Origin of the sequence: Paractinoplanes aksuensis (assembly GCF_024137025.1) — a bacterium.
GTDB lineage: Bacteria > Actinomycetota > Actinomycetes > Mycobacteriales > Micromonosporaceae > Actinoplanes > Actinoplanes aksuensis.
In genome coordinates this window covers 12,957-31,593 of the sequence record NZ_JAMYJR010000067.1, presented here as the reverse complement: position 1 = coordinate 31,593, position 18,637 = coordinate 12,957, and the positions used below count along the sequence as shown (strand labels likewise).

Genomic DNA, 18,637 nt, shown 5'->3' with positions numbered 1-18,637 from the left:
GGCCCGCCCCCCCCCCCCCCGCCCCCCGGCGCGGCGGGGGGGGCCCCCCCCCGCGGGGGGGGGCGGGCCGGGGGGGGCCCCCCCCCCGCGGGGGGGGGGGGGGCCCGCCGCGTCGAGAACTCGGGAGGTCAGCTCGAAGGCTCGCCCTCCACGTCCGGCTGTTCGGTCCAGAGGGCTCGCATCTGCTTCTGCACGAAGACCGTCAGCTGGTGCCGGTAGTCGGAGTTGAAGGACTCCAGCGTCTCGATCTGTTTCTGCAGGGCCTCCCGCTTGATCGACAGACCACCCACGGCATCCTCGTAGCGTTGCTGCGCCTGGCGTCGTAACTGTTCGGCGTGGTCGTGCCCGGCGGCCACGATGGTCTCGGCCTCACTGCGTGCCCCGGCCACCATCATCTCCGCCTCGGCCCGAATCTTCTCGGCCCGGGACCGGGCCTCCCGATCCATCTGCTCGACGCGGGCCTCGGCCTCGGCCAGCATGCGGCGCGCCTGGTCGGTCGCGTCGGCGACATGAGCCGCGGCCGTGCGCTGAGCCAGGGTCAGCACCTCGAGCGCTTTGTCGGGTGGCATGCCCGCCTCGGCCGGCGCGACCTCAGCTTGCGCGGCCTCGGCCGGCGCGTCCACGGGCGGCGCGACCTCGGGCGGCGTGGCCACGGGCGGCGGCGTCGCCTCAGGCGCCGGCAACCTCAGTGGGAGGACGAGCGTCGTGCTCCCGATCGGCCCGCCGACGGCGGACACCTTGACGCGTCCGATCATCTGCTTGTCACCCACGACCTTCTCCGGTCCGGACAGCGTCTCTTCGATACATGGTGGAACCTTCCTGATCCTCGCGTCACGCCAGGTCCGGCTGCGTTTTGAAACGACCACCGGTCTTGATGGTGACTGCTGCCCGGAAAAGGGGAACCGTCCCTACGCCGGGGATCCGCCGATCGGTCAGCCCGGGGCGATCCTTTTTGCCACTGGCGGTAGCCCGGCGACCGAAGTCGTCCGTCGCCGGCCGGCAGTTCTACCTCTTGCAAGAAGCGGTTCGCCCGGCGATCGGAAAGGAATCGGCACGCCCGCAACCGGCAGCGTTGCCGGCGGCGCGCCGATCCTCCGAAATCGCGGCGTGACCCGGCCGGGGAATCCCGAGCTCAGGAACCTTGGGATTCCCTGGTTGAAACCTGCATGAGTTGAAGTGGAAAGGCCACGGAAGAAAGCTGTGCGGACGACCGAGTTCCTTCTCGCGCTTCTGTTCTGTCTCTTCGTGCTCAGCCGGCGGGTCGCCCGTGTCCCGGCCCCGAGACGTCCACCGTCCGGCGTCCGGCCGCGGCGAGGGCTGGCGAAGGCCTGTCTGCTTCGCCGCCGCCGGTGAACACAGTCCACCGGCACAAGGCGCAATGACAGGCCGACCGATTCCGGCGGTGGCGCGGGCCGGCGCTTATCGCAGAAGCGGCCGCTCCTGAATCGAATGGGCCGGAATGCTCGGATGATCGGTCGGCCGGGCCGCACGAAAGTCGAGGCCGGACGGGCCGGGGCGATATGTTTTCCGGGCGCCGCGCCATTCCAGGGTTGATGCATGCCGATCGGTAACAGTGGCGCCTGGCGCCTTATCGCCTACGTCGTTCTTCCCGTTCTTTGTGCCTACGGCGCCGGGCGGGACCATCAGTGGTACAACCACGGATACCGCGCGCCGCGGCCGGTCGGCGGCCCAACTGCGGACAAGCGGTAGTGGATTCAGCCGCGCGCCCGGAGTCCGCGGTAACGGCGGCGTTCCAGACCGGGCAGCAGGATGTGCTCGTCGAGGTCGCGGCCGGTGGCGACCTGCTCGGACAGACGCGCGGCGAGACGGCGGGCGGGCAGCCGGCGCAGGCCGCGCGCGGGCAGCTCGCCGGCGAACGGGCCGGTGAGGCGGCGCAGGCGGCGGCCCTGGTCGGCGATCGTGGTCTCGGCGGCGGCGAAGGGCGCGTAGACCGCGTGCACCCCGTCGACCGGCCCGGCCCCGGCCATCGGCACGAACGGGAGCCCGAGCAGCATCAGGTCGCGGTGGGCCGGCTGGTCGAGCAGGGCCACCAGATGGCGTACGCCCGCCCGCTGCCCCGCCCGCAGCAGCGAGCGATACAGAAGGGCACTCACAGTAACGGCCGAACGATCGTTACGGTAGTCGGGAAGAACACTCAGCGTAGCCAGATCCCAGATCGTGCCGCCGTCGTGCAGGCCGTGCGCCTCGACCACCGCCGACAGGTCGCGCCCGATCCGCTCGGGGCCGTCGTCCAGCGCGCGGCCGCCGCCCCGGACCACCTGGCCGACCCCGGCCGGAAGTCCGCTCCGCCTGTCCAGAACGAGCAGAAAGATGCTGTTCACGTCGTGTTCGGCGGTGCTCGAAGGCGCCACTGTGCGAGCCACGTCGGCGGTCGGGTCGGTCGGTCCGACGGCCAGTGCGGCGAAGCGTCCGCCGGTCGGATGGGCCGCGAGCGCGGCGGCGCAGTGCCGGGCCAGCGCCTTGGCGTCGAGCTCAGGAATCCGCGGCATGCGAGGCGTCCTAACGGGCGTAACGGATCAACCGGACCCACGCACTTTAGGCTTGAACTACTCTACGTGTCAGCGACGTTAGTCACAATGAGTTAGATCTTGAAGTAAAGGCTGAGGTCGGAGCCGGGCTTCCGACCGTCCCGGTGGTCACTGCGGGAAGTTGCCCGAGTGCTCTCCGGTCTTGATCTGCCGGTGGCGCCGGGCCAAGGTCAATAGTCGATGAGTTTCGATGACGAGCGGGCGTGAACCTCCTGTGGCGGACGTTGCTCCGCAACCGTGGCCGGGTCGCGTCCGGAAGCCTGCTGATCGGGCTGCACCAGGGGTGCCAGGCGGTCGTGCCGATCCTCATCGGGGTGATCGTCGACCGGGCCGTGGCCACCGGCAGCCTCGGCCGGCTGGCCCTGTGGACCGGCGTCCTGGGCGTGCTCTTCCTGGTGCTGACCGTCGCCTACCGCACGGGCACCCGCCAGCTGATGCGGGCGATCGCCGACGAGGCCCACCGGCTGCGGCTCGAGGTGGCGGCCAAGGTGCTCGACCCGCGGAGCGAGGTGCGCACCGGTGACGTGCTGACCATCTCGACGACCGACGCCGACACCACGTCGTATCTGCTCGACTATCTGCCGAGGCTGTTCGGAGCCCTGGTCGCCACGGCCATCAGCGCGATCGGGCTCTGCCTGATCTCCGTACCCCTGGGCCTGGTGGTGTTGATCGGCACCCCGGTCGTGCTGATCGGGCTGCAGCGGGCGGCGCCCCGGATCACCCGCCGGATCGCGGCCCGGCAGGAGGTCGCGGGCCGGGCCGCCTCGCTGGCCACCGACCTGGTCACCGGCCTGCGCCCGCTGCGGGGGATAGGCGCCCAGGACGCCGCTGCCCGCCGCTACCGCGACGCCAGCCGCGAGTCGCTGGCCGCCACACTGCGGGCGGCCAAGACACTGGGCTGGTTCCAGGCCGCCTCCGACACCGTCAGCACGCTGGTCGCCTGCGGCATCGCGATCCTGGCCGGGTGGTTCGCGCTGAGCGGGCGCATCTCGGCCGGCGAACTGGTGACGGTGATCGGGCTCGCCGCCTTTCTGGGCGAACCGTTCGCCACGCTGTCGGCCGCGCCCGGCTGGTTCGCCTCGTCGCGGGCCTCGGCCGAGCGGATCGAGGCCGTGCTGGCCCTGCGCCCGGCCGCCCCACCCGGCGGGGACAACCCGGTGCCGCCGGTGGCCGGCGAGTGCGTCGGGGTGGTGGTCGAGCCGGACGCGGGCGCGCTGGTGGCCCTGCTCGACGACGGCTCCCCGGACGTGCTGGTGGCGCCCCACCTGCCCGAGCTGTTCAGCGGCACGATCCGCGAGAACCTGCTCGACCCGGACAGCTCCGAGCAACTGGGCGAGGTGTTGCGCGCGTCGGCCGCCGACGACGTGGTGGCGGCCCACCCGGACGGGCTCGACCACGCCATCGCCGACCGCGGCGCGGCCCTGTCCGGCGGTCAGCGGCAGCGGCTAGCCCTGGCCCGGGCGCTGCTGGCCCGGCCCCGGCTGCTGGTCCTGCACGAACCGACCACGGCCGTCGACGCGGTGACCGAGCACGCCATCGCCCGCGGCATTCGCGACCTGCGGCACCGGCCCGGCTCGACGCTGGGCACGCTGCTGATCACCACCAGTCCCGCCCTGCTGGCCGTGACCGACCGGGTGATCGTGGTGCGCGACGGCACGGTGGTGGCCACCGGGACGCACGCCGCGCTGGCCGCCACCGACGACACCTACCGGGCGGCGGTGCTGCGGTGACCGCCGCTCTTCCGATCGCGACCCCGCGGCAGACCTGGCGCTGGCTCTGCACGCAGCTGCGCGCCCGCCGGCTCGAACTGGCGTTCACGGTGGCCACGGGGCTGGGCGCGGCCGGGGCCTCGGTGGTGCCGGTCACCGCGCTGGGCTTCCTGGTCGATCTCGTACGGGACGGCGCCGCCTCGGCCGCGCTCGTGCCCATCGGTCTCGTCGTGGCCGCGATCGCCCTGCTCGGGGGCATCGCCGCCGGGGCCACCACCACCATGGTCAGCCGGCTCGGCGAGCGCATCCTGGCCCACCTGCGCGAGCAGACCGTCGGGGTCGCGCTGCGCCTGCCGGTCACCACGCTCGACCGGGTCGGGCGGGGGGACCTGCTGGCCCGGGTCGGCGCGGACGTGGCCGCGGTCGGGGCGGCGGCGGCCGAGGTGCTGCCGACCGTCATCTCGGCCCTGTTCCTGGCCCTGCTCAGCGTGACCGCCATGTTCGGCCTGGACTGGCGGCTGGGCCTGGCCGGGCTCGCCGCCATGCCGGCCTATCTGCTGGCGCTGCGCTGGTATCTGCCCCGCTCGGCGCCGATCTACGCCGCCGAGCGGGCCGCGGTCGGCGCCCGCTCCCAGCTGCTGATGGAGAGCCTGCAGGGGGTGCGCACTGTCCATGCGTACCGGTTGGAAGGTCGCCACCTGCATGCGATCGACGGGGCCTCGGTGCGGGCCCGGGACCTCTCGGTGGGGGTGTTCGCCCTGTTCACCCGGTTCGTGGGGCGGATCAACCGGGCCGAGCTGCTGGGCCTGGCCACGATCCTGATCGCCGGTTTCTGGTTCGTGCGCTCGGGCTGGGTGACGGTGGGCGAGACCGCCGCGGCCGCGGTGCTGTTCCACCGCCTGTTCAACCCGGTCTCGATGATCCTGTTCACCTTCGACGAGATCCAGGCGGCCGGGGCCGGACTGGCCCGCCTGGTCGGGGTGGGCACGTTGCCGGTGACCCCGCCCGGCGTCCGCCCGCTGGCCGCGGCCGACCTGACCCTGCGCGACGTGACCTTCGAGTACGACGAGCGGGTGCCGGTGCTGCGCGGGATCACTCTGCGCGTGGCGCCGGGGGAGCGGGTGGCGTTGGTCGGCTCGACCGGCGCCGGCAAGACGACTGTCGCCTCGATCGCGGCCGGCATCCTGCGCCCGCTCACCGGCACGGCCACCGCCGGCGGCGTGCCGGTCGACCAGCTGGCGCCGGGCATCGTGGCCATCGTCAGCCAGGAGACGCACGTCTTCGCCGGCCCGCTGATCGAGGATCTGCGTCTGGCCCGCCCGGCCGCGACGGCCGAGGCGGCCGAGGCCGCGCTGGCCCGGGTCGGCGCGCTGCACTGGGCCCGCGCGTTGCCGGACGGCCTGACCACCGTGGTCGGTGAGGGCGGGCACCCGTTGACCGCGGCCCAGGCCCAGCAGCTGGCGCTGGCCCGGCTCGTGTTGCTCGACCCGGCGATCGCCATTCTCGACGAGGCCACCGCGGAGGCCGGCAGCGCGGGTGCGCGCGAACTGGAGGAGTCGGCGCTGGCCGCCACCAAGGGCCGCACCACGTTGCTGGTGGCACACCGGTTGACCCAGGCGGCCGGGGCCGATCGCGTCGTGGTGCTCGAGCACGGAGCCGTCGTCGAGGAGGGAACCCACGACGGCCTGGTCGCCGAGGGCGGCCGTTATGCGACCTTGTGGTCGGCTTGGCGCTCCCGCAACCAGCCCACCCCGCCCGACCAGGGGGCGGGCCCAAACTACACCGGGCGGAGTGGGCCGAACGCGTTGTCCACAGGGGACTTCTTGTGAGCCTGTCTACACCTCGAGGGCGGCGGTGAGGCGGGGGTCGTCGAGCGCGTGCGCGGCGATCACGCGGTATCCGCCCGTCCGGCGCTGCCAGCCGCCGTCGGCCCAGGTCTCGAACGTCCGTGGTGGCAGCGGGATCCGCACGGTCACCGTCTCCTCCGGCCGCGCCTCGACGTTGGCGAAGCCGGCCAGCCAGCGCTCCGGGCGGTCGGGGTCGACCGGCGACGGTCCGACGTAGATCTGCACGACCTCGCGTCCGGCCCGCGCGCCCGTGTTGGTCAGCGTCACCACGGCCTCGGTCTCGTTGACGGTCAGCTCGTCGTACTGCCAGGACGTGTAGCCGGAGCCGTGCCCGAAGGCGTACAGCGGCGCCACGCCGGAGCGGAGCCAACCGCGATAACCGACAAAAACCCCTTCCTCGTACGACACCACGCCGTCGCGCGGCTCCACCGCGAGCACCGGGCAGTCCTCCTCGAGCCGTGGCCACGTCGTGGGCAGCCGCCCGCCGGGCTCGGTCACGCCGAGCAGCACGTCGGCCAGCGCGGCCCCCGCCTCCTGGCCCGGGAACCAGGTCAGCAGCGTCGCCGCCACCTCCTCGGCCCACGGCATGAGCACCGGCGAGCCGGCGTTGACGACCACGACCGTACGGGGATTGGCCGCGGCCACCCGCGACACGAGCTCGTCCTGGCGACCGGGCAGGGCCAGCGACGTGCGGTCGAAGCCCTCGGACTCGGTCTGCTCGGTGGTGCCGACGACGACCACGGCGACGTCCGAGCCGGCGGCCAGCCGCACCGCCTCGGCGATCATGCCCTCGTCGTCGGGGCCGGGTCCGCGGTGACCGAGCGTTGTCGACACGGTGTGGGCCATGCCGCGCGCGATGCTCTGGCGGATCACCACCGGCACCGCCACCCCGGCCTCGAGCGTGGCCGTGACCCGCTGCTCCCGCGGGGAGAGCAGCAGGTCGGCCCGGGTGGCCCCCGGTGGGTGCAGCGTGCCTTCGTACAGAAGCTCGTCGCCCACCCGGAGCTCGAACGTGCCGAATCCGGAGACGGCGAACGTGTGCTCGCCCGCGGTGTCGGGGGTGAAGGTGGTCTCGAGGCGGATCTCCTCGACGTCGGCCGGGTCGAGGCCGCCGGGCAGCGAGCCGATCCACCGGACGGCCGCGGGGTCGACGAGGAAGTCGTGGCGGCCGATCGTCACCTTTGCCGGCTCCCAGCCGGGGCCGTGGGCGGCCGGCAGGAACGGGCGGGGGTCGGCGCCGATCGTGTACTCGACGTCCACCCCGGACAGGCGTTCCTTCAGCCCGTCGAGCGGCGAGATCACGTGCGGCGGCGAGACCTGGGCGCTGCCCCCGCCGAGCACCCGGGCGTCGGTGGCCAGGGCGCCGATCACCGCGACCTTGGTCAGCGCGGCCGGCTCCAGCGGAAGAGCGAAATTCTCATTGCGTACGAGGACGAACGAGCGCGCCGCCACCTCGTGCGCGACCGCGTCGCCGTCGAGGTCGCCGGGCGGGGTCACGGCCGGCCCGCCGTCGAGCACACCGACCCGCCGGGCCAGTCGCAGAACGCGCCGCACCTTGTCGTCGACGACGTCCTCGGGCACGTCACCGGCCCGGACGGCGGCCACCAGCTTGTCGCCCCACGGGCTCTCCAGGGCCGGCATCGCGATGTCGAGGCCGCCCAGCGCACTGCCGACGGTCGAGCGCGCGGCCCGCCAGTCCGACACCACGATCCCGTCGAAGCCCCACTCCCGCTTGAGGATCTCGTCCTGGATCGGGCCGTTCCGGGCCATCGACTGCCCGTTCACGCTGTTGTAGGCGCTCATCACGCCCCAGCCGCCCTCGGCCACGACCCGCTCGAACGGGGCCAGGTAGATCTCGCGCAGCGCCCGCTCGCCGATCCGGACGTCGACCTCCATGCGGTCGGTCTCGAAGTCGTTGCCGACCAGGTGCTTGACCGTCGTGCCGACGCCGTGCTGCTGCACGCCCCGCACGAAGCCGACCGCGATCTCGCCGCTGAGCAGGGGATCCTCGGAGTAGCACTCGAAGTGGCGGCCGCCCAGCGGCGTGCGCTGCAGGTTGACCGTGGGGCCCAGCAGCAGGTGCACGCCCTTGCGCCGTGACTCCTGGCCCAGCAGCTGCCCGGCCCGCTCGGCCAGCTCGACGTCCCAGGCCGCGGCCAGCGCGGTCGGGCTCGGCAGCGCGATCGACGGGTCGTCCGGAGCCCAGCCGACCCCGCGGACGCCGATCGGCCCGTCCGACATCACCAGCGAGCGCAACCCGATCCGCTCGATCGCCGGCAGCGACCAGAAGTCCTGCCCGGCCAGCAGCGAGACCTTCTCCTCCAGGCTCAACTGCCCGAGGAGGTGCTCGACATCGGTCATGGAAACGCTCCCATTCTTCGTGCCCGTCGCTGCCACCTTAGGATCATGGAGATGGAGAACCATCCCCCGGCCCGCTACGAACGGGCTGTCCGCAAGGCCCAGGCCGACGGCCGCATCCCGGCGCTCGCCGTCGCGCTCCACCGCGCCGACCGCGAGCCCTGGGTGCTCACCGTCGGCGACTCGGGCAACCCCGAGCACCCGCTCGGGCCGGACACCCGGTTCCGGATCGGGTCGATCACCAAGACGTTCACCGCCGTGCTGGTGCTGCAGGCCCGCGACGACGGACTGCTCGACCTGGACGACCCGATCGCCCAGCACCTGTCGGTGCCGGCCCACGGTGACGCGACGATCCGGCGGCTGCTCTCGCACACGGCCGGGTTCCAGCGGGAGCCGTACGGCGACATCTGGGACACGCTGCAGGCCCCCGGCGACGAGGAGGTGCTGGCCCAGCTCGACCGGGCCGAGCGGGTGCTGCCCAACGGCCGCCGCTACCACTACTCGAACCTGGGCTTCGCCGTGCTCGGGCAGCTCGTGGCCAAACTGCGCGGCGGCAGCTGGGCCGAGGTCGTCTCCGAGCGTGTGATCACCCCGCTCGGCCTGGGCGCCACCACGCTCGACGCGCCGCCCCAGGCCGCGGTCGGTTACGTCGTCGACGAGTTCTCCGACGCGGCCCGGCCCGAGCCGCAGACCCGGATGGGTGGCGCCGCCCCGGCCGCTCAGCTCTGGAGCACGGCGGAGGACATGGCGACCTGGGGCGCGTTCCTGGCCGATCCGGCCACGGCCGATCCGCGGGGCCGGGTGCTGGCCGCGGCCACCCTCGACGAGATGCGCTTCCCGGCCACCGTGACCAACGAGGCGCTGTGGCTGGCCGGGTTCGGGCTCGGGCTGATCATCGAGCCCCAGGACAGGTTCGTCACCCACGTCGGCCATGACGGCGCGATGCCCGGCTTCCTGGCTTCGGCGTACGGCCGCCGGGGTGGCCCCGGGCTGCCGGCCGGGCTCGGCTGCGGCGTCCTCGGCTCCTCCGGCACCGCCCGCGTCACCAACGAGCTCGTGCACGAGCTGCTGGGCCTGGCCGTCGAGCTCGACCCGGCCGGGATCGAACCGTGGCGGATCGCGCCGCCGGCCCCGCAGCCGTACCGCTCGATCCTCGGCCCGTGGTTCAGCGAGGGCACACCGTTCGTGTTCTCGTGGCACGACGGCGCCTTGCGGGCGCGGCTGGCCGAGTCGGCCGCGGACGTCCCGCCGGCGATCTTCGAACCCGTGCCGGGGCAGCCCGACGTGCTGCGTACGGTCAGTGGCCGGGAAGCCGGTGAGCTGCTGCGACTGACCCGGGACGAGGCGGGCGTGGTGGTGCGGATGCACTGGGCCACCTACCGGGTCACCCGGGTCCAGGAGGGCTTCGACGGAGGGGCGGCCTCGGACGGCGGTTTCGACGCCTGACGCGGCGATAATGGCATCGGCGCTCACCCCGCCGAGCGGATACGATGGCACGATCCTCCAGGACGCCGCCCGGCTCGGGCGACGACGAGAACGAGAGCAGGTGGCGGAGGCCCTCTGGGCCGCCCTATGACCGGTACGCCGAACCCTTCCAGCGCGGGCTCCAACGGCGCGGCGCGGGTGCAGACCAAGATCTCGGTGAACGACCCGAAGATCATGGTGAACCTGCTGGGTGCCAAGGACGAGATCCTGCGGCTCATCGAGCGAACCCTCGCCAGCGACGTGCACGTCCGCGGCAACGAGATCACCATCACCGGTGACCCCGGCGAGAACGCCACCGCCGAGCGTCTCTTCTCCGAGCTGATCGAGCTGATCGAGCGCGGCGAGACGCTCAGCGTCGACTCGGTGCGCCGCACCGCGGCGATGCTCGAGGACGCGACCGCCGAGCGCCCGGCCGAGGTGCTGACGCTCAACATCCTGTCCCGCCGGGGCAAGACCATCCGGCCCAAGACGCTGGGCCAGAAGCGCTACGTCGACGCCATCGACGAGAACACCATCGTCTTCGGCATCGGCCCGGCCGGCACCGGCAAGACCTACCTGGCCATGGCCAAGGCGGTCCAGGCGCTGACGGCCAAGCAGGTCAGCCGCATCATCCTGACCCGGCCCGCGGTCGAGGCGGGCGAGCGGCTGGGCTTCCTGCCCGGCACGCTCAACGAAAAGATCGACCCCTACCTGCGCCCGCTCTACGACGCGCTGCACGACATGCTCGACCCCGAGTCGATCCCGCGCCTGATGGCCGCGGGCACGATCGAGGTCGCCCCCTTGGCCTATATGAGGGGTCGCACCCTTAATGACGCTTTTATCATCTTAGATGAGGCTCAAAATACCACGCCGGAACAGATGAAGATGTTCCTGACCCGGCTCGGGTTCGGGGCCAAGATCGTGGTCACCGGCGACGTGACGCAGGTCGACCTGCCCGGCGGCACCAGCAGCGGTCTCAAGGTCGTCCGTGAGATCCTGCAGAATGTCGAAGATGTGCACTTCGCCGAGCTGTCCAGCTCCGACGTCGTGCGCCACCGGCTCGTGGCTGAGATCGTCGACGCGTACGCGCGTTACGACGACGAGCAGGAACGGGCCACTCAAACCGTCCACGCCGTCCCCGACCGCGCCGCCAGCGGTGGCCGCTCGGGGCGCCGGCGCTGATCCCAAGGGGTAAAAGCACCACTATGTCCATCGAGATCGCCAACGAGTCGGGAGTCGAGGTCGACACCGACGCGATCCTCGCGGTGGCCCGGCACGCCCTCGACGAGATGGGGGTCAATCCCCTCGCCGAGCTGTCGATCCTGCTCGTCGACATCGACTACATGGCCGAGCTCAACCACCGCTGGATGGGCGGTGACGGCCCCACCGACGTGCTCGCGTTCCCCATGGACGAGGGCAGCGTCGACCACGGCCCCGGGGAGGCCGGCGCGGGTGAGCCGGCGCTGCTCGGCGACATCGTGCTCGCTCCCGAGGTGGCGGCCAAACAGGCCGTCGCGGCCGGGCACTCGGCCGCCGACGAGCTGCACCTGCTGACCGTGCACGGCGCGCTGCACCTGCTCGGTTACGACCACGCCGAGCCCGAGGAGGAGCGCGAGATGTTCGCCCTGCAGAACAGGCTCCTCCAGAGCTGGCGGGCCGGACGGGCCGGCGGCTGAGTCGTGGACCCGGCTGATCTACTCGCGGCAGGTTCCGCTTCGGCGGGCCTGCCCGACGTGCAACTCATCGTCTTCGCCGTCCTGCTGGTGTTCCTGGCCGGGCTCGCCTCCATGGCCGACGCGGCGCTGGGCAGCGTGTCCGCGGCCCGCGCGGCCGAGATGGCCCGTGAGGGTGAACGCGGCGCCTCGGCGCTGGCCGCCGTCGCCTCCAACGTGGTCCGCCACCTCAACCTGCTGTTGCTGCTGCGACTGCTGTGCGAGCTGACCGCGACGACCCTGGTCGCGCTGGTCGCCGTGGACAGCTGGGGCATCGGCTGGACGGCGGCGCTGGTCACCGCGGGCACGATGACCGTGGTCAGCTTCGTCGTGGTCGGTGTCGCGCCGCGCACGGTGGGGCGCCAGCACGCGTACGCCGTGGGCAAGGCCTCGGCCCCGCTGGTGCGCTGGCTCGGGCGGGTGCTCAACCCGCTGGCCTCGCTGCTGATCCTCATCGGCAACGCGGTGACGCCGGGCAAGGGCTTCCCCGAGGGGCCGTTCGGCAGCCAGGTCGAGCTGCGCGAACTGGTCGACCTGGCCGAGCAGCGCGGCGTCGTCGAGCACGGCGAACGCGAGATGATTCACTCGGTCTTCGCACTGGGTGACACGATCGCCCGCGAGGTGATGGTGCCGCGCACCGAGATGGTGTGGATAGAGGCCTCGAAGACCCTGCAACAGGCGCTCTACCTGTTCCTGCGGTCGGGCTTCTCGCGCATCCCGGTGATCGGCGAGAGCGTCGACGACGTGCTCGGCGTGGTCTACCTCAAGGACGTGATCCGCCGCACCCAGAACGGCGACCCGGCCTCGACCGCGCAGGCGGTGGCCGACCTGATGCGGCCCGCGACCTTCGTGCCCGAGTCGAAGCCGGTCGACGACCTGCTCTCCGAGATGCAGGCCGCCCGCACCCACCTGGTGATCGTCGTCGACGAGTACGGTGGCACGGCCGGCCTGGTCACGATCGAGGACATCCTGGAAGAGATCGTCGGCGAGATCACCGACGAGTACGACGTCGAACGCCCGCCGGTGGAACACCTGGAGGACGGCGCGGTGCGGGTCACGGCCCGCCTGCCGATCGAGGACCTGGGCGAGCAGTTCGGGGTCGAGCTGCCCGCCGACGAGGTCGAGACGGTCGGCGGCCTGCTGGCCCAGACGCTGGGCCGGGTGCCGATCCCCGGCGCCACGGTCGACGTCGGCGGCCTGCACCTGGTCGCCGAGGGCACGACCGGCCGGCGCAACCGGATCGACTCGGTGCTGGTGCGCCGGATCGAACCGCCCGAGCCCGCGGTGGACACACCGCCCGGCAACACGACCGAGAACGAGGAGAAACTGACCGCGGATGCCTGACATCGACACCTTGAGCGCCGAGGACACCAAGCTGGTCACCCTGGCGCGGAGCGCACGCGCCCGGGTCGGTGCGGCCGAGGGAGCGGCGGTCCGCGACCAGGACGGCCGCACGTACGCGGCGGCCACGGTGTCGCTGCCCAGCCTGTCGGTGACGGCGTTGCAGCTGGCCGTGGCGTCGGCGGTGGCGTCGGGGGCCAAGCTGATCGAGGCGGCGGCGGTCGTGACCGAGACGGCGGAGCTCGAGGCGGCGGGGCAGGCGGCGGTGCGCGACCTGGCGGCCGACGCCCCGATCCACGTGGCCGACCCGACGGGCAGCCTGTGCGGCACGGTCACGGCATGAGCGACTCCACTTCCGGGGGCGCTTCCTCGCCTCGCAAACCGCGTACCCGAGGTGCGGCCAAGGCCGGCGCCACTCCGGACCCGGCCCAGACCGGCGAGAATGCCGCTTCTCGTTCGGCGGGTGAATCCCGGGGTGCCGGCGATGGCCGGAACGCGGCGGCCCGTGGCGGTAGCGATCGGGCGGGACGCTCGGCGCCGGGTGGAGCTGCGGGCGGAACCTCGTCGGGCAGTCAGCGGCGGATGACCGCGGGCGAGCGGAACGAGCTGCGGCGACAGGAGCGTCGGGCGGCGCGGCGAGCTGAGAGCCCGTCCGCAGGACGGCGGGAGACTCCGGGAGCCGGCGGCGAGCCGGGTCGCCGGGCCGGTGGCCGGCAGGAATGGGTTCGCGACGAGTCACGCGGTAGGTCGGGACGGCCGGGTTCCGGCGATTCAGCTATGGCGCGTACGTCTGAAGAGCGCGACGTCGTCGCTCGGGGTGACCGGAGATCGAGGTCGGTCGCCGATCGGGATCAGCGATTCAAGCAGGCTGCGGCTGGTCGTGATCAGCGGCCGAAGCGGGTCGGGGCTGATGGTGAGGCGCTGCCGGATCGCGGCGGGGCCCGGAACAAGCAGCGGCTGAGGCAGAGCGGTCCGGACACGAGGCCCGCCGGCGCCCGGACCGGACAGGACGCCAGGCGGGGCGGCGTCCAGCGGGACCAGGTCGCGCAGCCGGTCGAGGGCCAGTCGTCGGCCGTTGTCCCTGGCGTCGGCCCGGGTCGGCGCGTCCACAAGCATCGGGAAGCCACAGTTGCTGCGGCGGGGGACGGCGTTTATCGCGCCGGGTTCGCGTGCTTCGTCGGTCGGCCCAACGCCGGTAAGAGCACGCTGACCAATGCGATCATCGGGCAGAAGATCGCCATCACGTCGAACAAGCCGCAGACGACGCGGCACGTGATCCGGGGCATTGTGCACCGGGACAACGCGCAGCTCGTGCTGGTGGACACGCCGGGTCTGCACCGGCCGCGCACACTGCTCGGTGAGCGTCTCAACGACCTGGTGCGCGAGGTGTGGAGCGAGACCGACGTGATCGGCGTCTGTTTCCCGGCCGACGAGCCGGTGGGGCGGGGCGACCGGTTCATCTCGTCCGAGCTGGCCGAGCTCAAGGCGACAGTGATCGCGGTGGTGACCAAGGTCGACCTGGTCGATTCGGCGACGCTGGCCAAACACCTGCTCGCGGTGAGCGAGTTGTACGACTTCGCCGAGATCGTCCCGGTCAGCGCGGTGTCCGGGCATCAGGTCCGCACACTGGTCGACGTGCTGGTCAAGCACCTGCCGGAGTCGCCGCAGCTCTACCCGGACGACGTGCTGACCGACGAGCCCGAGCAGGTGCTGATCGCGGAACTGATCCGCGAGTCGGCGCTGGAGGGCGTCCGCGACGAACTGCCGCACTCGATCGCGGTCCTCGTCGAAGAGATGATGGTCGACGGTGGTGTCACCAAGATTTATGCGGATCTTTACGTGGAGCGCGACAGTCAGAAGTCGATCGTGATCGGGGCCAAGGGGGTCCGGCTCAAAGAGGTCGGCAGCAAGGCCCGGGCCGAGATCGAGCAATTAATCGGCGCCCGCGTGTATCTCGATCTTCATGTGCGGGTAGCCAAAGAGTGGCAGCGTGACCCTCGTCAGCTGCGGAAACTTGGCTTTTGATTTCGCTCGTGCCCGATCCCGCCAGATCTAAACGTCACGATATATGGATTATGGGATAGTTCACGACGGTTTGCGACCATAGCGGCGAGTTGGGTAACAACGAACCCTATGCGAAACCGGTACCTGGATCTGCTGCGCGCTGCCGCAACCGTCCGGGTCGTGGTCTATCACTCGTCCGGCTGGGCGGCATTGACGATTGTCTTCCCGGCCATGTCGGTGATGTTCGCGCTGGCCGGCTCGATGATGGCGGCCTCGCTCGACCGCTACGGCCCGTTCGCGGTCGAGCGCCGCCTGCACCGCCTGCTGCCCGCGTTGTGGGTGCTGGTCGCCGTGGCCGTGCCGATGATGCTGATCGGCGGCATGGCCTGGGAGTGGCAGGTGCTGCTGTGGGCGTTCCCGCTCGAGGACCCCCCGGCCGAGGGCTTCTGGCTCAACGGCTTGGCCGCGATGTGGTACTTACGGGACTTCCTGTGGTTCGTCCTGCTGTCGCCCCTGCTGCTGCCTTTGTTCCGCCGTTTCCCGCTGACCACCCTGGCTTTCCCGTACGCCGCCCTGACCGTGATCACGCTGGCCGGCCTTACGCCGCACGTGATCGTCCGCGACCTGGCCCTCTACGGCGGCGCCTGGCTCCTCGGCTTCGCCCACCACGACGGCCTGCTGGCCCGCCGCCCGGTGGCGCTGGCCCGCGGGGCGGCGCTGGCCCGCTACCGCTGGTGGATCGTCGGCGTGCTCACCGCGACCGCCGCCGCCTGGGCCCTGACCCACCCCGGCCCGCGCGGCTACGACCTCAACGACATCCCGCTGGCCAACGCCCTGTGGTCGGCCGCCTTCATCCTGATCGTGCTCAGCGTGTCCCCGCGGGTGGCCCCGCGCCGCACCCTGACCGTCCTCAACGCCCGGGCCCTGTCGATCTACCTCTGGCACGTCCCGCTGATCATTTTGGTGGTCCGCTTCGCCGAGGCGACCGGCCTGCCGGTACACGGCTGGGTCGGCATCACCTGGCGCCTGGCCGTGGTCACCGTCCTGCTGGCCATCGTCGTCATACTGGTCGGCTGGGTCGAAGACATCTCCGCGGGCCGCCGCCCGTCGTTGATCCCCGGCGCCACCCGCCGCGCAGCCCCGGTCTCACCGGCCCCGGCCGGCGCCGCCGACCTGCAACGCGTCAAAAGTTGAGCCGGTGGCACTTCCGTGGCTGGGGCCCGCATCTCCCATGGCGCCTCGTGTAGCGAGATAGCTACGATGTAGCCATGACGACGACACCCCGGTCCATACGATTCGATGACGCGGTGCTCGCCCGGCTTCGCCACCAAGCTTCCACCGAGGTTGGCAACAATGTGTCTGCGCTAGCTCACCGACTGGTCGACGAGGGTTTGCGTATGGCCGAGCACCCAGGCGTCATTTTCAAGCCGGGCCCTTCCGGCCGTCGGGCGGCTCTCGCGTACGGGCCTGACGTCTGGGAAGTCGTCAAGTTTCTTCGAGAGATCGATGAGCGTGGTCCGGCTGCCCTTGTAGCGGCTGCTGAGACCTTCGGCGTCGACGTCAGCCGCATCACGTCAGCCGTCAGTTACTACAGCGAATACAGTGCCGAGATCGACGGAGAGATCGAAGCCGCTGAGGATGCATCAGTGCGTGCGGAGCGCGCTTGGGCGGTCCAGCGGAAGCTGATCGCGTGACTGAGCAGGCGCTTCAGCTATTGCTGGATGAGATGTTCTCGCCGATGGCCGCCGAGGCGCTTCGAGCGCAGGGGCACGCCGTAGTCGCCTTGGTCGAGAGGCCAGAGATGCGAGCCGTGCCCGACGACGAGGTCTTCGCCTGGGCTGCTGCGCGTCGATGCTGGCTTCTGACCGAAAACGTGAAGGACTTCCAGCCGATAAAGCTGAGAGCTCTCCAGGCAAATGCATCGATCGCCGGGCTCTTGTTCACTAGCAGCCGAACGTTCCCTCGCTCTCGGCAGCAGATCGGCCCGCTGGTCGACGCGCTTGACGCCTGGCTGAAAACTGGCCCGCCTGAGCCTCCGATCATCGAGGACTGGTTGCAGTCGGCCTGAACGTGTCAGCGGGCTCGGATGACCAGGGGCTGGGCGACCTCGCCGATGCGGCCGTCGACGTCGTAGAGGGCGCCCGAGGTCAGTCCCAGGCCGTCCGTGGTCAGGGCTGTGCGGCACGCCAGGTGGACCCACTCGCCGGCCGCCGGGCGCAGCAGCGTGGTGGTCATCGTGGGTGGGATCGAGAGCCACTTGTCCATCGGCAGCACCGCTGAGATGCCGTTGGCCGAGTCGGCCACGATCAGGGCTCTGTCCTGGCCGTCCAGCGGGCGGTCGTCGATGAGGGGCATCCGCACCCGGGTCCAGACGTGGGTCTCGCCGTCGGCCACGCCCAGCTCGCCCTTGGTCGCCCGCCATTCGATGGCCTCGCCGTAGCCCCAGCCGTCGTAGTTCGGGAAGCCGTCGCGGCCGTCGCTCGGGGGCAGCGGGTCGGCGTGCTCGGGCGGGGTGGTCACCGGGGGCGGCGGGCCGGGGGCGATGTGCCAGGCCCGGGCGGTCACCGCGACCCGGCCGTCGACGATCATGCGGGCCTCGTTGAGCGTGGTGAGCCGGCCCGGTTTGAGCGGCGCGACCTCGAGGCGGAAGTCGCGGCGGGGGATCGGGCCGAGGAAGTCGACCGAGATGCGGGCCAGGCGTAGCCCGTCGACTGTCAGCACCCGGCCCAGCAGCGCGGCGGGCGGGCCGCCGTGCTGCATCTCGGTGTCCCAGGGGCTCTCGGTCGACCGGGTCGGGCGGTAGTGGTCGTCGCCGAGCGGGAGATAAAAACTCATGAACCGATGACTACCGCATTTCCGCTCGCCGTGCGCAGGTTGATCTCGTTCTTGGACGTGGGATCGCTGGTCAGGCCCTGCACGCCGGCGTCGCCCGAGCCGGCGTGCGTGGAGATCTTGTAGTTGCCCTGGGGCACCTGCACCTGGACGTCACCGCTGGTGGTCTGGGCGTCGACCGAGTGGACCGAGGTCAGGACGGCGTCGACGTCGCCCGAGGTGACCTTGAGCTTGACCGGGGCGTCGATGTTCATGGCCTCGACGTCGCCCGAGGTGACCTGCACCTCGACCGGCTTCTTGGCGTTGACGACCCGGATGTTGCCCGACGTGCCGCGCAGCTTCACGGTGCCGACCGGGTCGGTCATCATCAGGTCGCCGGAGGTGAGCTTGACGTCTGTGTCACCGACGGAGTCGAAGATGATGTCGCCCGAGTCGAGCTCGCCGTTCACCTTCACCCCGGCCGGGGCGACGATCTCGTACGACACCGAGCAGTTGTGTCCGCACGAGGCGTCGATGACCAGGGTGCTGCCGTCGAGCGTGTACGAAGGCCCGGGGTCGCCGCTGCGGCGGATGATCCGCTTGATGCTGGTCTCGGTGACCGAGGCCGCGCGGATCGCGACGTCGCCGCTGCCGCCCTCGAGGCGGATGTCGGTGATCTTCGTCTTCTCGGTGTCCTCGTACGTCATCTTGGCCCCGACCACCCCGGCGCACCCGGTCAGGGTGGCCGCCGTCGTGGCGGCGATGAGGACGAGAACTCCGGCGCGCCGGGTGAGTGTCGCGGTCATGGTGTCGACGCTATTGCCGGAGGCCGTACGGGCACC

Annotated in this window: 17 protein-coding genes; 11 read left to right on the top strand and 6 right to left on the bottom strand. The window is 71.5% G+C overall.

Annotated features, from left to right (window positions below):
• Positions 1-128 precede the first annotated feature (128 nt).
• Together M1L60_RS45685 and M1L60_RS45680 are read right to left on the bottom strand one after the other, a co-directional pair.
• Positions 129-770, bottom strand: a complete 642-nt coding sequence (locus M1L60_RS45685; protein ID WP_253243890.1) for a hypothetical protein — start codon at positions 768-770, stop codon at positions 129-131.
• A gap of 945 nt (positions 771-1,715) precedes the next feature.
• Complete coding sequence (locus M1L60_RS45680; protein ID WP_253243889.1) at positions 1,716-2,510, bottom strand: hypothetical protein; 795 nt, start codon at positions 2,508-2,510, stop codon at positions 1,716-1,718.
• Between the two features lie 242 nt (positions 2,511-2,752).
• On the opposite strand from M1L60_RS45680, the gene M1L60_RS45675 reads away from it, so the two are divergent.
• Positions 2,753-4,279 (top strand): ABC transporter transmembrane domain-containing protein, encoded by a 1,527-nt coding sequence (locus tag M1L60_RS45675; protein WP_253243888.1) that lies wholly within the window; start codon positions 2,753-2,755, stop codon positions 4,277-4,279.
• Positions 4,276-6,087 (top strand): ABC transporter ATP-binding protein, encoded by a 1,812-nt coding sequence (locus M1L60_RS45670; protein ID WP_253243887.1) that lies wholly within the window; start codon positions 4,276-4,278, stop codon positions 6,085-6,087. The genes M1L60_RS45675 and M1L60_RS45670 overlap by 4 nt, the downstream gene beginning before the upstream one ends.
• Positions 6,088-6,093: 6 nt before the next feature.
• Here M1L60_RS45670 and M1L60_RS45665 read toward each other — a convergent pair whose 3' ends face one another.
• Entirely contained in the window at positions 6,094-8,466 is a 2,373-nt protein-coding gene (locus tag M1L60_RS45665) for a beta-glucosidase H (protein ID WP_253243886.1), read from the bottom strand.
• A 51-nt stretch (positions 8,467-8,517) separates the two neighbouring features.
• Here M1L60_RS45665 and M1L60_RS45660 point away from each other — a divergent pair, with 51 nt between their 5' ends.
• The 5 genes from M1L60_RS45660 to M1L60_RS45640 all read left to right on the top strand — a co-directional run bounded on the left by M1L60_RS45660 (position 8,518) and on the right by M1L60_RS45640 (position 13,323).
• Entirely contained in the window at positions 8,518-9,909 is a 1,392-nt protein-coding gene (locus M1L60_RS45660; RefSeq protein ID WP_253243885.1) for a serine hydrolase domain-containing protein, read from the top strand.
• 126 nt (positions 9,910-10,035) lie between these two features.
• The gene (locus M1L60_RS45655) at positions 10,036-11,109 is read left to right on the top strand and encodes a PhoH family protein (RefSeq protein ID WP_253243884.1); all 1,074 of its coding nucleotides are present in this window, start codon (positions 10,036-10,038) and stop codon (positions 11,107-11,109) included.
• A gap of 23 nt (positions 11,110-11,132) precedes the next feature.
• Positions 11,133-11,603 (top strand): rRNA maturation RNase YbeY, encoded by a 471-nt coding sequence (ybeY, locus tag M1L60_RS45650; protein WP_253243883.1) that lies wholly within the window; start codon positions 11,133-11,135, stop codon positions 11,601-11,603.
• 3 nt (positions 11,604-11,606) lie between these two features.
• Positions 11,607-12,983 carry a hemolysin family protein gene (locus M1L60_RS45645; RefSeq protein ID WP_253243882.1) on the top strand — a complete coding sequence of 459 codons (1,377 nt, stop codon included), beginning with the start codon at positions 11,607-11,609 and terminating at the stop codon, positions 12,981-12,983.
• Positions 12,976-13,323: a cytidine deaminase-like protein gene (locus M1L60_RS45640; RefSeq protein ID WP_253243881.1), complete on the top strand. Its 348-nt coding sequence runs from the start codon at positions 12,976-12,978 to the stop codon at positions 13,321-13,323. Before M1L60_RS45645 ends, M1L60_RS45640 begins: the two co-directional genes overlap by 8 nt.
• 428 nt (positions 13,324-13,751) lie before the next feature.
• On the opposite strand, the gene M1L60_RS45635 is transcribed toward M1L60_RS45640, so the two are convergent.
• On the bottom strand, positions 13,752-14,252 hold the full coding sequence (locus M1L60_RS45635) for a hypothetical protein (protein ID WP_253243893.1): 501 nt from the start codon (positions 14,250-14,252) through the stop codon (positions 13,752-13,754).
• Between M1L60_RS45635 and era the strand changes: the two genes are divergently transcribed.
• The 4 genes from era (at position 14,187) to M1L60_RS45615 (ending at position 17,052) form a co-directional block, all read left to right on the top strand.
• Positions 14,187-15,005: a GTPase Era gene (gene era, locus M1L60_RS45630; RefSeq protein ID WP_253243892.1), complete on the top strand. Its 819-nt coding sequence runs from the start codon at positions 14,187-14,189 to the stop codon at positions 15,003-15,005. The two genes, M1L60_RS45635 and era, sit on opposite strands and share 66 nt — an antisense overlap.
• A gap of 108 nt (positions 15,006-15,113) precedes the next feature.
• Positions 15,114-16,178: an acyltransferase family protein gene (locus M1L60_RS45625; protein WP_253243880.1), complete on the top strand. Its 1,065-nt coding sequence runs from the start codon at positions 15,114-15,116 to the stop codon at positions 16,176-16,178.
• Between the two features lie 74 nt (positions 16,179-16,252).
• A complete protein-coding gene (locus tag M1L60_RS45620) occupies positions 16,253-16,678 on the top strand; it encodes a hypothetical protein (RefSeq protein WP_253243879.1) in 426 nt (141 codons plus the stop codon).
• Entirely contained in the window at positions 16,675-17,052 is a 378-nt protein-coding gene (locus M1L60_RS45615; protein ID WP_253243878.1) for a DUF5615 family PIN-like protein, read from the top strand. The genes M1L60_RS45620 and M1L60_RS45615 overlap by 4 nt, the downstream gene beginning before the upstream one ends.
• 5 nt (positions 17,053-17,057) lie before the next feature.
• Here M1L60_RS45615 and M1L60_RS45610 read toward each other — a convergent pair whose 3' ends face one another.
• Both M1L60_RS45610 and M1L60_RS45605 read right to left on the bottom strand, forming a co-directional pair.
• Complete coding sequence (locus M1L60_RS45610; RefSeq protein ID WP_253243877.1) at positions 17,058-17,819, bottom strand: thioesterase family protein; 762 nt, start codon at positions 17,817-17,819, stop codon at positions 17,058-17,060.
• A complete protein-coding gene (locus M1L60_RS45605) occupies positions 17,816-18,601 on the bottom strand; it encodes a DUF4097 family beta strand repeat-containing protein (RefSeq protein ID WP_253243876.1) in 786 nt (261 codons plus the stop codon). Before M1L60_RS45605 ends, M1L60_RS45610 begins: the two co-directional genes overlap by 4 nt.
• Positions 18,602-18,637: the final 36 nt, after the last annotated feature.